The organism is Streptomyces tauricus, assembly GCF_014650955.1.
GTDB lineage: Bacteria > Actinomycetota > Actinomycetes > Streptomycetales > Streptomycetaceae > Streptomyces > Streptomyces tauricus.
In genome coordinates this window covers 75,035-88,162 of the sequence record NZ_BMVY01000029.1, presented here as the reverse complement: position 1 = coordinate 88,162, position 13,128 = coordinate 75,035, and the positions used below count along the sequence as shown (strand labels likewise).

The window sequence follows — 13,128 nt, the reverse complement described above, 5'->3', positions numbered from 1 at the left end:
ACCGTAGGCTCTGGGCATGTCCTTGCAGAGCCTCGCGCTGATCGAGAAGTGGCCCGTACCCACCGCTGCCGCCGCCGTCGTACGGGCGGACGGCACCGTACCGGGGACCCACGGACCCGGCGCCCGACCCTTCGCGCTGGCCTCCGTGAGCAAGCCGCTCGCCGCCTACGCCGTGCTCGTGGCGTACGAGGAGGGGGCCGTCGAACTGGACGAGCCGGCCGGGCCCGAGGGGTCCACCGTGCGGCATCTGCTCGCCCACACCAGCGGGCTCGCCTTCGACGAGCACCGGGTGACGGCTCCGCCCGGACAGCGGCGGCTGTACTCCAACGCCGGGTTCGAGCAGTTGGGCGACCACATCGCGAAGGCGACGGAGATCCCCTTCGGCGAGTATCTGAAGCAGGCGGTCCTCGAACCGCTCGGGATGACGTCGACGACCCTCGACGGCTCCCCCGCCAAGGACGGTGTGTCGACCGTCGACGACCTGGTGCGGTTCGCCGCCGAGGTGCAGGCGCCGCGGCTGCTCGACCCGCGCACGGTCGCGGAGGCGATGACCGTGCAGTACCCGGGCACGAAGGGCGTCCTGCCGGGCTACGGCCACCAGAACCCCAACGACTGGGGCCTCGGCTTCGAGATCCGCGACTCCAAGTCCCCTCACTGGACGGGGAGTTCGTCCTCGCCCCGCACCTTCGGCCACTTCGGGCAGTCGGGTACGTTCCTGTGGATCGACCCGGACGCGGGCGCCGCCTGCGTGGCCCTGACGGACCGGGCGTTCGGCCCCTGGGCGACGGAGGCGTGGCCCGCGTTCACGGACGCGGTCCTGGCCGAACTGGGTCGCTGAGTCCCCACCCGTCGGGGATCGGGTGTCAGCGGCGGGTCTCGATCCGCAGGTCGCCCTTCGTCACCCTGCGGATGTGGTCGCCGGCGAGCATGTCGTGCGGGAAGCCGAGGCCGATGCTGCTCGCCTCGTCGAGGCGGGCCAGCTGGTCGGCGGTGAGGTAGACGTCCAGGGCGCCGAGGTTGCCCTCCAGTTGCGCGGGGGTACGGGCGCCGATGACCGGTGCCGTCACGCCCGGCTTCCGCAGGGTCCAGGCCAGAGCGACCTGCGCGGGGGTGCGGCCCAGTTCCGCGGCGACCTCCTTCACCGTGTCGGCGACGGCGAGGTTGTGTTCGGTGAGCGTGCCCAGGGCGAGGTTGAAGTTCCTGCGGGTGCCGTCCTCGGACGGGGCGCCGGACGCGCCACCCGATGCCCCGTCCGCCGGGGTCAGGTCGGCGCGGCCGTACTTGCCGCTGAGCACGCCGCCGGCCAGCGGCGAGTACGGGATCACCGCCAGCCCCATCTCGCGGGCCATCGGGATCAGGTCGCGTTCGCCGGTGCGCTCGATCAGGTTGTACTCGATCTGCAGGGCGACCAGCGGTGACCACCCGCGCAGATCGGCGATCGTCTGCATGCGCGACACCTGCCAGGCCGGGGCGTTGGAGATCGCCACGTACAGGATCTTGCCCTGCCGGACCAGGTCGTCCATGCCGCGCAGGATCTCCTCGACCGGGGTCGTGAAGTCCCACACGTGCAGGTAGAGGACATCGATGTAGTCCGTGTCCAGCTGTCGCAGACTGGCCTCCACCGACGCGAACAGGCTCTTGCGGTGGCTGCCCCCGGAGTTGGGGTCGCCCGGTCGGCGCAGCGTCGTGTACTTCGTCGCCAGCACCAGGCTCTCGCGGTGGTCGCGGGCGAACTCGCCCAGCAGGCGCTCGGAACTGCCCTCCGTGTAGGTGTTGGCGGTGTCGATGAAGTTGCCGCCGCGCTCGACGTAGAGGTCGAACAGTTTGCGCGCCTCGTCCCGCTCGGCGCCCCAGCCCCACTCGGTGCCGAAGGTCGCGGTGCCCAGGGCCAGCGGTGAGACCCGCAGCCCGGAGCGGCCCAGCAGCCGGTAGCTGTCGAGGGTGAGTGACATGGTGTCCTCCTGTTGCCCGGATGTACTCGTGATCCGTCTGTGCTCGTCTTCCGTTGTCGACAGCGAGTCTGTGACCGCCCCGGGCCAGGGGTAAGGGAAGGAAGTTCCTGGGAACACGAGTCCTACCCCGGCTGTTGGATCACATATGACGACCCCCACCGTGGACGCGACACAGGAGCTGGCCGCGTTCCTGCGGACCCGGCGCGAACGGCTGGATCCGGACGAGGTCGGTCTGCCCGCGCGTCGCCGGTCCCGGCGGACCCCGGGACTGCGCCGCGAGGAGGTCGCCGAACTGGCCGGGGTCAGCGTCGACTACGTCGTACGGCTGGAGCAGGGGCGCGGGCTGCGGCCCTCGGTGGACGTGCTGGAGGCACTGTCCCGGGCGCTGCGCCTGGACCCCGACGAACGCACCTACGTCTTCGACCTGGCCAGGCAGCGCCGCCCCGGTGACACCGACGGACCCGCCACCACCGCGGCGGCGACCCTCGCCCGGCTGGTCACCGACCTGTCACCCCTGCCGGCCATGGTGCTGAACCACCGCTACGACATCCTGTCCTGGAACCGTGAGATGGCGGAGCTGCTGGTGGACTTCGGCACCCTGCCGCCGTCGCGGCGCAACTCCATGTGGATGTGCCTCATGCATCCCCGGACCCGCGAGTACTACGTCGACCGCGAACGCGTCGTACGGGAGGGAGTGGCCCATCTGCGCGCCGCGTGGGCCGCGCATCCCGAGGACCGGGGCCTGGCCGACCTCATCGTCGAATTCAGCACCCACGACGAGCAGTTCGCGCGTATGTGGGCCGAGCGGGACGTCAAGGTCAAGGGCCGCGGACGCAAGGTGATGCGGCATCCCGAGGCCGGTGAGATCTCGGTGGACTTCGAGGTGCTCACGCCGGTCCAGGACCTGGACCAGCGGGTGGTGATCTACCGCCCCGCGGACGACGCGAGCCGGTCGGCACTGGCCCGCCTGTCCGCGGGATGATGCCTGCCGGGGCGCTCAGCCTGCCGCCATCTCCCAGAGCAGCAGCTCCGCGCTCCCCCGGGCCACCGCCTCCAGGTCCTTCGCGTCCGTGACGCGCGCCGCGTCCCCCGCGCCCAGCACCTCGCCGTCCAGCAGCACTTCGCCGCGTACGACATGCGCGTACAGGAAGCGGGCGTCCGGGACGGCGGTGCGCTCCCCCGGGGCGAGACGGCGGACGTGGAGCATCGCGGCCGCCTCCGGGACCGCGTACGGCGTGGAGTCCGCGATGCCGTGGACGACCTCGTACGCGGGATCGCCGCCCGGCTCCAGCGGGGCGAGCCACAGCTGGACGAAGCGCAGCGGCGTGTCGCCGTCGTTGCGTTCGACGTGGCGGACCCCGCCCGCCGAGCTGAGGCGCTGGACGTCCCCGGAGCGTACGAGCGACTCGTGGCCCGCGGAGTCCCGGTGGGTCAGTTCGCCCTCGACGACCCACGTCACGATCTCGGTGTGGCTGTGCGGGTGCTCGTCGAAACCGGCGCCGGGCGCGAGGCGTTCCTCGTTGCAGGCGAGGACCGCGCCGAAGCGGAGGTTGTCCGGGTCGTAGTGCGGGCCGAAGGAGAAGGCGTGCAGGGACTCGATCCCGGCCGCCGGATCGCCTCCCCGGTAGCGGTCGTCTGCGCGCCGTACGTCCATCACGCGACCCACGGTAGACCCGCCGGGCGTGCCACCTGCGACCCTCCGCCGCATCCTGCCGTCCGGATAAGGCAGTCTTGGTTCCGTGCCCGAACCCGAATCCAGCAACACCGAACGCGCCGCGCGCGCCGCCCACGCGCACACCGCGACCCTGAAGCGGCTGGAGAAGTCGTCCGGCAGTCTCGCCGCCCAGGCCATCGCGCGCATGGACGAGACGCTGTCCTGGTACCGGGCGATGCCACCGGAGAACCGGTCGTGGATCGGCCTCGTCGCGCAGGCCGGTATCGCCGCGTTCACCGAGTGGTTCCGGCACCCGGACGCCCCCCAGGCGATCTCCACGGACGTCTTCGGCACCGCCCCGCGCGAGCTCACCAGGGCGATCACCCTGCGCCAGACCGTGGAGATGGTGCGGACGACGATCGAGGTGATGGAGTCCGCGATCGACGAGGTCGCGGCCCCGGGCGACGAGAACGTGCTCCGCGAGGCGCTGCTCGTGTACGCCCGGGAGATCGCCTTCGCCACCGCCCAGGTGTACGCGCAGGCCGCCGAGGCACGCGGTGCCTGGGACGCCCGCCTGGAGTCGCTGGTGGTGAACGCGGTGCTGTCCGGCGAGGCCGACGAGGGGGCGGTGTCCCGGGCCGCGGCCCTCGGCTGGAACTCGCCCGAACACGTCTGCGTGGTGCTGGGCACGGCACCCGACGGTGACAGCGAGCTGACCGTGGAGGCCATCCGGCGGGCCGCCCGGCACGCCAAGCTCCAGGTGCTCACCGGTGTCCTCGGCGACCGTCTCGTCGTCATCGCGGGCGGCAGCGACAACCCCCTGGCCGTCGCCAAGTCCCTGATCGGCCCGTACGCCGCGGGGGCCGTGGTGGCCGGCCCCGTGGTGCCCGACCTGCTGGCCGCGACCCGTTCCGCGCAGGCCGCGGCAGCCGGGCTCAAGGCGTGTTTCGCCTGGCAGGACGCCCCCCGGCCGGTGCTGGCGGACGACCTGCTGCCGGAGCGTTCGATCGCCGGTGACCCGGCGGCGCGCGATCAGCTGGTGGAGGAGATCTACAGACCGCTGGAGGAGGCCGGGTCCGCGCTCCTGGAGACGCTGAGCGTCTATCTCGAACAGGCGAGCAGTCTCGAAGGCGCGGCGCGGATGCTCTTCGTGCACCCCAACACCGTGCGCTACCGGCTTCGACGTGTGACTGACGTCACCGGCTGGTCGCCTTCCGACGTACGTTCGGCGTTCACGCTGCGGATCGCGCTGATCCTGGGGCGTCTGGCCGATGGAGATCCCCAGCTCTAGGCTTTTGTCGGGGACCTACAATTCCCCCTCCTGTTCTTCGTCCCTGTCCCCACGGGCGGCCGTGCCCGTTCACAAGAGAGAGTGTGAGAGTGCTCGTACTCGTCGCTCCCGGCCAGGGCGCCCAGACGCCCGGCTTCCTGACTCCTTGGCTCGACCTCCCTGGCGCGGCCGACCGCGTCGCCGCGTGGTCGGACGCCATCGGGCTCGACCTTGCCCACTTCGGCACCCAGGCCGACGCGGACGCCATCCGGGACACCGCCGTCGCCCAGCCGCTGCTGGTCGCCGCGGGTCTCCTGTCCGCCTCGGCACTCGGTGCCACGGCGCCCGCCGCCGTCGCCGGGCACAGCGTCGGCGAGATCACGGCCGCCGTCCTCGCGGGCGTCCTGGACGAAACGGCCGCACTGACGCTCGTGCGCAAGCGGGGTCTGGCGATGGCCGAGGCCGCCGCCGTCACCCGCACCGGTATGTCGGCGCTGCTCGGCGGCGACCCCGAAGTGACGATCCCGCACCTGGAGAAGCTGGGCCTGACCCCGGCGAACGTGAACGGCGCGGGCCAGATCGTGGCCGCGGGCACGCTGGAGGAGCTGGCCGCCCTGGAGGCGGACAAGCCCGAGGGCGTACGCCGGGTGGTGGCCCTGAAGGTGGCGGGCGCGTTCCACACCCGTCACATGGCCCCGGCCGTCGATGTCCTCGCGAAGGCCGCGGAGGAGCTGTCACCGGCCGATCCGACGGTCACCTACGTCTCGAACAAGGACGGCCACGCCGTCGCCACGGGCGCCGAGGTCGTCTCCCGTCTGGTCGGTCAGGTCGCCAACCCGGTCCGCTGGGACCTGTGCATGGAGACCTTCAAGGAACTCGGCGTGACCGCGCTGGTCGAGGTGTGCCCCGGTGGCACACTGACCGGTCTCGCCAAGCGCGCGCTGCCCGGCGTGAAGACGCTGGCGCTGAAGACACCCGACGACCTCGAAGCGGCTCGCGAGCTCATCGCCGAGCACGCCTCGGCCTGAGCGCGTAAGGAGCCGACAGAGCATGTCGAAGATCAAGGCCCGCAAGGGCGCCCCCTACGCGCGGATCCTCGGCGTGGGCGGCTACCGCCCGGTTCGTGTCGTCCCGAACGAGGTCATCCTCGAACGCATCGACTCGTCCGACGAATGGATCCGCTCGCGCTCCGGCATCGAGACCCGGCACTGGGCGAACGACGAGGAGACCGTCGCCGCGATGTCGATCGAGGCGTCCGGCAAGGCGATCGCCGACGCCGGGATCAGCGCCGAGCAGATCGGCGCCGTCGTCGTCTCGACCGTCTCCCACTTCAGCCAGACCCCGGCCGTCGCCACCGAGATCGCCGACAAGCTCGGCACGGCGAAGGCCGCGGCCTTCGACATCTCGGCGGGCTGCGCCGGCTTCGGCTACGGACTGACCCTCGCCAAGGGCATGATCGTCGAGGGTTCGGCGGAGTACGTACTCGTCATCGGCGTGGAGCGGCTGTCCGACCTGACCGACCTGGAGGACCGCGCGACGGCCTTCCTGTTCGGTGACGGCGCGGGCGCGGTCGTCGTCGGCCCCTCCGAGGAGCCGCACATCGGCCCCACCGTCTGGGGTTCCGAGGGCGACAAGTCGAACACCATCAAGCAGACCGTGCCCTGGGACCAGTTCAGGAGCGGGGACGTGTCCCAGCTGCCCCTGGACTCCAAGGGCGAGGTCAAGTTTCCCGCGATCACGCAGGAAGGCCAGGCGGTGTTCCGCTGGGCCGTGTTCGAGATGGCCAAGGTCGCCAAGGAGGCGCTGGAAGCCGCCGGACTCACCGCGGACGACTTGGACGTCTTCATTCCCCACCAGGCCAACGAGCGGATCATCGACTCGATGGTGAAGACTCTCAAGCTGCCGGAACACGTCACGGTCGCGCGTGACGTGCGCACCACCGGTAACACCTCGGCCGCCTCGATCCCGCTCGCTATGGAGCGGCTCCTGGCGACCGGCGAGGCGAAGAGCGGCGACACCGCGCTCGTCATCGGCTTCGGGGCGGGTCTCGTGTACGCCGCGACGGTCGTTACCCTCCCCTAGTCACACCGTCCGGAACTTTCCGGGCGGCAGTTCCGCCACACCCTCTGGAAACACAAGAAGGAGCGCCTGACATGGCCGCCACTCAGGAAGAGATCGTCGCCGGTCTCGCCGACATCGTGAACGAGATCGCCGGCATCCCGGTCGAGGACGTCCAGCTGGAGAAGTCCTTCACCGACGACCTCGACGTCGACTCGCTGTCCATGGTCGAGGTCGTCGTCGCCGCCGAAGAGCGCTTCGACGTCAAGATCCCCGACGACGACGTCAAGAACCTCAAGACGGTCGGCGACGCGACCGAGTACATCCTCAAGCACCAGGGCTGAGCCAACCCTCACCCCGAGTGCCGCTAGCCCCGCCACCCGGCGGTGGCGCCGCTGAATCCTCGTATCCGTTGGAGAAAGAATTCCCGTGATCCCGACCAATCGCACCGTGGTCGTCACCGGTATCGGCGCAACCACACCGCTGGGTGGCGACGCAGCCTCTACCTGGGAGGGACTGGTCGCCGGACGTTCCGGCGTCGGCCCTCTGGAGCAGGACTGGGCCGCCGACCAGGCGGTCCGTATCGCGGCGCAGATCGCCGTGGAGCCGGGCGAGGTCATTCCGCGCCCGCAGGCCCGCCGCCTCGACCGCTCGGCGCAGTTCGCGCTGATCGCGGCCAAGGAGGCCTGGGCCGACGCAGGTTTCACCGACAAGGCCGGCGCCCAGCCGGCCGAGACGTCGGACACCGCCGAGCGGGGCGCGACCGTCGACCCCGACCGGCTCGGCGCGGTCATCGCCTCCGGCATCGGTGGCGTGACCACCCTGCTCGACCAGTACGACGTGCTGAAGGAGAAGGGCGTACGCCGCGTCTCCCCGCACACCGTCCCCATGCTCATGCCGAACGGCCCCTCGGCCAACGTGGGCCTGTACGTCGGCGCCCGCGCCGGTGTACACACCCCGGTCTCCGCCTGCGCGTCGGGCGCCGAGGCCATCGGCTACGCCATCGAGATGATCCGTACCGGCCGCGCCGACGTCGTCGTCGCCGGTGGCACGGAGGCGGCCATCCACCCGCTGCCCATCGCCGCGTTCGGCAACATGATGGCGATGTCCAAGAACAACGACGACCCGCAGGGCGCCTCGCGTCCCTACGACATCGGCCGTGACGGCTTCGTCCTCGGCGAGGGCGCCGGCGTCCTGGTCCTGGAGTCGGCCGAGCACGCCGCCAAGCGCGGCGCCCGTGTCTACGCCGAGGCGGTCGGTCAGGGCATCTCCTCCGACGGCCACGACATCGTGCAGCCGGAGCCGGAGGGCCGCGGTATCGCGGCCGCTCTGCAGCACCTGCTCGACAGCACCGACCTGAACCCGGCGGAGATCGTGCACGTCAACGCGCACGCGACCTCCACGCCGGCCGGTGACGTGGCCGAGCTGAAGGCACTGCGGAAGGTGTTCGGCGACGACGCCGACCACTTCGCCGTGTCCGGTACGAAGTCCATGACCGGGCATCTGCTCGGTGGAGCCGGTGGAGTGGAGTCGGTCGCCACGGTGCTGGCGCTCTACCACCGGATCGCGCCGCCCACCATCAACGTCGAGAACCTCGACCCCGAGGCGGAGGCCACCGCGGACATCGTCCGGGGTGAGGCTCGGAAGTTGCCTGTCGAGGGGCGGATCGCCGCGTTGAACGACTCGTTCGGGTTCGGTGGGCACAACGTGGTGCTGGCGTTCCGCACGGTCTGAGTCGGCCGTTCGGCCGTTTGGCCTGGTTGGTGAGTGGCTCGGTCTCTTCTTGGGGCCGGGCCGCTTGCGTTTGTGGGGCGCTGCGGGCGGGGCGTCGGGGGCGGGGCGTTGGTGGCTTGTTGCGCCGTTCCCCGCGCCCCTGAAGGGCGAAAGGCAAAAGATTGCGCCGTTCCCCGCGCCCCTAAAGGCGAAAAGCCAAAGACTGCGCCGTTCCCCGCGCCCTTGAGAGTTCGCCGCGGCCCTTTGGGGTCAGACCACCTGGTGGAGCCAGCGGACCGGGGCGCCTTCGCCTGCGTAGCGGAAAGGTTCCAACTCGTCGTCCCAGGGCTTGCCGAGGAGTCTGGTGAGCTCGGACTCCAGGTGGGTCTCGCCCTGCTGGGAGCGGGCCAGGGCGGCGCGCAGGCGGTCCTCGGGGATCAGGATGTCGCCGTGGATCCCGGTCACCGCGTGGAAGATGCCGAGGTCGGGGGTGCAGCTGTAGCGCTCGCCCTCGGCGGTGGCGCACGGCTCGGCGGTGACCTCGAAGCGCAGCATCTGCCAGCCGCGCAGCGCCGAGGCGAGCTTGGAGGCCGTACCGACCTCGCCCTTCCAGGAGAACTCGGATCTCCAGGTGCCGGGCGAGGCGGGCTGCCGGATCCAGTCGAGGCTGACCCGCGTACCGAGCACGCCCGCGACCGCCCACTCGACGTGCGGGCACAGCGCACGCGGCGCGGAGTGCACGTAGAGAACTCCACGTGTCGTCACTGGCACCTCCGGACAGAGCGGGCACTTTGCGGCTTGGCGGATCGTTCAGTGGCAGTGCGGCCACGTGGCGAGGCTACCGTGCGGCGGCGCAAGGAGTGTGACGTACCGTCGCTCCAGGCGCCCGGAAACACGGAGGTTTCACCCGGGAGGACGCTCGGGGGTGAGCTGCCGTTGCGCGACGAACGAGGGGAACTGGGGATGCGGAACCGTGGTCACCGTTCGCGGGGCCTGGTCGCGGCCGTCGTGGCGGCTCTTGTCGGCGTCGCGGGACTGACCGGGTGCGACGCGGTCGGCGGCAACTCCTCCGGGCCGACGGGAGCCGACGGACAGAGCAGAAAGCCCTCACCGAAACCCACCCCCGACTGGGACCGCAGCCCGCGTTCGCTGGCCGCGGTCGGTGACTCGATCACCCGCGGGTTCGACGCCTGCTCGGTGCTGACCGACTGCCCCGAGGTCTCGTGGGCGACCGGCACCGACGCGAAGGTGAAGAGTCTCGCGGTACGGCTCCTGGGGAGGACCGGCGCCTCGCAGCGCAGCTGGAACTACGCGGTGACCGGCTCCCGCATGGCCGACCTGCCCGGTCAGATGGCGCAGGCCGCGGCGAAGAAGCCCCAGCTGGTCACGGTGATGGCCGGCGCGAACGACGCCTGCCGATCGTCGGTGTCCGCGATGACGTCGGTCGAGGACTTCCGCGCCCAGTTCGAGGACGCGCTGAGCACCCTGCGGTCGGCGTTGCCGAAGACGCAGGTGTACGTGTCCAGCGTGCCCGATCTGAAGCGGCTGTGGTCACAGGGGCGGACGAATCCGATGGGCAAGCAGATCTGGAAGCTGGGGATCTGTCCTTCGATGCTGGGTGACGCCGATTCTTTGAGTACGGCGGCGACGACGCGACGGGATCGGGTGCAGGACCGGGTCGAGTCGTACAACTCGGTTCTCGAAGAGGTGTGTGCGAAGGATCGGCGGTGCCGGTTCGATGGCGGGGCGGTCTTTGAATACCGGTTCGGGACCGCGCAGTTGAGTCACTGGGACTGGTTCCATCCGAGCGTGAACGGTCAGGCGCGGCTGGCCGAGATGGCGTACGGGGTTGTCACGTCCCGTACGGCATCTCGGTGACGGGGGGCGCGTTGTCGGGTGCGGGACCGGTGGGGGCTGGTCGCGCCCACGCGGCGGAGCCGCAGATGTCTCGGCCCCGCGCTCCTGAAGGGAGAAGACCGCGCCGTTCTCCGCGCCCCTCAAAACGAAAAGACCGCGCCGTTCCCCGCGCCCCTGGGAGCTAGATGCTGATGGGCGCCCTCAGGCGGGTGTCCGTGAGTGAGTGGGAGGCCTCGATCTCGTAGGTGCCCTTCACCGGCGTCCAGGTGTCGGAGTCCTCGTCCCAGATCTCGAAGGCTCGGGCGGGGAGGTCGATGGAGGTGTGTGCCGACTCTCCTGGGGCCGCCTCCACCGCTGCGAAGCCCGCCAGCCAGCGGGTGGGGCGGTCGGGGGTGGGGTCCGCGGGGGCCAGGTAGAGCTGGACCGTCTCGCGGCCGGTGCGGGTGCCGGTGTTGGTGACGCGGACCGTGACCGTCGTGCCCGTCACGTCGATCTCGTCGTACGTCCAGTCGGTGTAGCCGAGGCCGTGGCCGAAGGGGTACGTCGGGGTGCGGTTCTCCTTCTCCCAGGCGCGGTAGCCGATGAACACGTCCTCCGTGTACGGGAGTTCGCCGTCGGTGGGGGTGACCGCGGTGACGGGGGCGGACTCCAGCGGGCCCCAGGTGGTGGGGAGGCGTCCGCCGGGCTCGTGGGCGCCGGTGAGGACGTCCGCGAGGGCAGCGCCGCCCTCCTGGCCCGGGAACCAGCCGAGGAGCACCGCGGCGGCCTCCTCGCGCCACGGCAGTTCCACCGGGGAGCCGGAGTTGACGACCACGACGGTGTTCGGGTTGGCGGCGGCGACCGCGTGCACCAACTCGTCCTGGCGGCCGGGCAGTCGCAGGTCCGCGCGGTCGAAGCCCTCGGACTCGACGCGTTCGGTCGTGGCGACCACGACGATGGCCGTGTCGGCGGCGCGGGCCGCCTCGACGGCTTCGGCGATCAGTTCGTCGGGGTCGCGCGCGGGCTCCTGGTGGGCGAGCGTGAAGCTGATGACCCGCATGGGCGCGTCGGCGGGCACGACGACGATGTGGCGCAGCGAGATCTCGTACGAGCTGCCGGCCGTCAGGTCCACCGTGGCGTGCTTCACGGGGTCGCCGAAGAACGTCACGAACGGGTCGTCCAGGTCGGTGCTCTGGACCCCGTCGAAGTGCTCGGCGCCGTCGATGGTGAGCGTGAAGGCACCCAGTCCCTTGATGCCGAACGTGTGCGGGCCGCTCTCGCGCGGGGTGAAGGTGCCGGTGAGTTCGACGCTGTGGAGGCGGTCGTGGGTGACCCCGTCGGGCAGGTCGTTGCCCATCCACTGGATGTGGCCGCTCGGCGCGGAGCGGGTGCCCAGCACGTTGCCCTCGGTGTCGCGGCAGACCGCGCGCAGCTCGAACCCCTTGTCGGCGGCGGCCAGTTCCTGGCTCGGGTCGGCGCCGACCGCGTACGTCAGCGTGCCTTCGGGCAGGGCGGCGGTGAGGCCGTCGAGCGGGGAGACGACGTGGGCGGGGAAGACGGTGGCGGAGCCGCCGCCGAGCACGCGGGCGTCACGGGCGGCGGCGCCGATGAGCGCGACGGAGTGTCCGGCGGGGACGGGCAGGGCGCCTTCGTTGCGTACGAGGACGAAGGCGCGGCGGGCGATCTCGCGGGCCAGCGCCTCGCCGTCGATGGTCTCGGGGAGTTCGGTGACGACCGGTTCGGCGCCCTCCAGGATGCCGACGCGGGCGGCGAGGCGCAGGACGTTGCGCACGGCCCCGTCGACCTTGGCCTCGTCGGTCTCGCCGGCCCGCACGGCGGCGGCGAGCTTGTCGCCGTACACGGTGACCGGGCCGGGCATCGCGACGTCCAGGCCGCCCTCGATGGCGCCGACGGTCGAGCGGGCGGCCATCCAGTCGGAGACGTTGAAGCCGTCGAAGCCCCACTCGCCGCGCAGGATCTCGTTGACCAGGTAGCGGTGCTCGCTCATCGTCGTGCCGTTGACCGAGTTGTAGGCGGTCATGATGCCCCACGGGTGGGCGTTCTCGACGATGGCCTCGAAGGGGGCCAGGTACAGCTCACGCAGGGCGCGCGGTGAGACCTTGTTGTCCACGGTGAAGCGGTCGGTCTCGGCGTCGTTGGCGACGAAGTGCTTGACGGTGGTCCCGACGCCGCCCTCCTGCACACCGGTCACGTATCCGGTGCCGACCCGTCCGGTGAGGTACGGGTCCTCGCCGTACGCCTCGAAGTGCCGGCCGCCGAGCGGGGAGCGGTGCAGGTTGACCGTGGGGGCGAGCAGGACGTGGACGCCCTTGCGGCGGGCCTCCTGGGCGAGGAGCCGGCCCGCGCGGCGGGCCAGGGCGGGGTCCCAGGTGGCGGCGAGCGCGGTCGGGGACGGCAGGGCGATGGACGGGTCGTCGGCGGTCCAGCGCACACCCCGGACGCCGATCGGGCCGTCCGACATGACCAGTGACCTCAGCCCGATCGCGGGCAGCTCGGGCAGGGACCACATGTCCTGTCCGGCGAGCAGCCGCGCCTTGTCGTCCAGGTCGAGGCGGGCGAGAGCCGCCTCGACCACTGCCTCACGGGCCTGATCGGCCGGGGTGGGCCGCGTTCCTGCCATGGCC

At 71.3% G+C, this 13,128-nt stretch carries 12 protein-coding genes; 8 read left to right on the top strand and 4 right to left on the bottom strand.

The window, feature by feature from the left end; all coding sequences use genetic code 11:
* The first annotated feature begins 16 nt into the window (after window positions 1-16).
* On the top strand, window positions 17-838 hold the full coding sequence (locus IE278_RS32070) for a serine hydrolase domain-containing protein (RefSeq protein WP_189777221.1): 822 nt from the start codon (window positions 17-19) through the stop codon (window positions 836-838).
* Window positions 839-863: 25 nt separating this feature from the next.
* Here the strand turns inward: IE278_RS32070 and IE278_RS32065 are convergent, their stop codons facing one another.
* Complete coding sequence (locus IE278_RS32065; RefSeq protein ID WP_189777219.1) at window positions 864-1,952, bottom strand: aldo/keto reductase; 1,089 nt, start codon at window positions 1,950-1,952, stop codon at window positions 864-866.
* 145 nt (window positions 1,953-2,097) lie between these two features.
* Between IE278_RS32065 and IE278_RS32060 the strand changes: the two genes are divergently transcribed.
* A complete protein-coding gene (locus IE278_RS32060) occupies window positions 2,098-2,934 on the top strand; it encodes a helix-turn-helix domain-containing protein (RefSeq protein ID WP_189777217.1) in 837 nt (278 codons plus the stop codon).
* A gap of 15 nt (window positions 2,935-2,949) precedes the next feature.
* On the opposite strand, the gene IE278_RS32055 is transcribed toward IE278_RS32060, so the two are convergent.
* Window positions 2,950-3,606: a pirin family protein gene (locus IE278_RS32055; RefSeq protein WP_189777281.1), complete on the bottom strand. Its 657-nt coding sequence runs from the start codon at window positions 3,604-3,606 to the stop codon at window positions 2,950-2,952.
* 85 nt (window positions 3,607-3,691) lie between these two features.
* On the opposite strand from IE278_RS32055, the gene IE278_RS32050 reads away from it, so the two are divergent.
* The 5 genes from IE278_RS32050 to IE278_RS32030 all read left to right on the top strand — a co-directional run bounded on the left by IE278_RS32050 (window position 3,692) and on the right by IE278_RS32030 (window position 8,668).
* Window positions 3,692-4,897, top strand: coding sequence for a PucR family transcriptional regulator (locus tag IE278_RS32050; protein WP_107018517.1), 1,206 nt, complete (start codon window positions 3,692-3,694; stop codon window positions 4,895-4,897).
* An 89-nt stretch (window positions 4,898-4,986) separates the two neighbouring features.
* The gene (locus IE278_RS32045; protein WP_189777215.1) at window positions 4,987-5,904 is read left to right on the top strand and encodes an ACP S-malonyltransferase; all 918 of its coding nucleotides are present in this window, start codon (window positions 4,987-4,989) and stop codon (window positions 5,902-5,904) included.
* Between the two features lie 22 nt (window positions 5,905-5,926).
* Entirely contained in the window at window positions 5,927-6,958 is a 1,032-nt protein-coding gene (locus IE278_RS32040; RefSeq protein ID WP_189777213.1) for a ketoacyl-ACP synthase III, read from the top strand.
* A gap of 71 nt (window positions 6,959-7,029) precedes the next feature.
* Window positions 7,030-7,278, top strand: a complete 249-nt coding sequence (locus IE278_RS32035; RefSeq protein ID WP_055611752.1) for an acyl carrier protein — start codon at window positions 7,030-7,032, stop codon at window positions 7,276-7,278.
* Window positions 7,279-7,363: 85 nt separating this feature from the next.
* A complete protein-coding gene (locus tag IE278_RS32030) occupies window positions 7,364-8,668 on the top strand; it encodes a beta-ketoacyl-[acyl-carrier-protein] synthase family protein (RefSeq protein ID WP_189777212.1) in 1,305 nt (434 codons plus the stop codon).
* Between the two features lie 249 nt (window positions 8,669-8,917).
* On the opposite strand, the gene IE278_RS32025 is transcribed toward IE278_RS32030, so the two are convergent.
* Window positions 8,918-9,412 (bottom strand): DUF3145 domain-containing protein, encoded by a 495-nt coding sequence (locus tag IE278_RS32025; RefSeq protein ID WP_107018521.1) that lies wholly within the window; start codon window positions 9,410-9,412, stop codon window positions 8,918-8,920.
* A gap of 198 nt (window positions 9,413-9,610) precedes the next feature.
* Between IE278_RS32025 and IE278_RS32020 the strand changes: the two genes are divergently transcribed.
* Window positions 9,611-10,525, top strand: coding sequence for an SGNH/GDSL hydrolase family protein (locus IE278_RS32020; protein ID WP_189777210.1), 915 nt, complete (start codon window positions 9,611-9,613; stop codon window positions 10,523-10,525).
* Window positions 10,526-10,685: 160 nt separating this feature from the next.
* Here the strand turns inward: IE278_RS32020 and IE278_RS32015 are convergent, their stop codons facing one another.
* Window positions 10,686-13,124 (bottom strand): glycoside hydrolase family 3 protein, encoded by a 2,439-nt coding sequence (locus IE278_RS32015; protein ID WP_189777208.1) that lies wholly within the window; start codon window positions 13,122-13,124, stop codon window positions 10,686-10,688.
* Window positions 13,125-13,128: the final 4 nt, after the last annotated feature.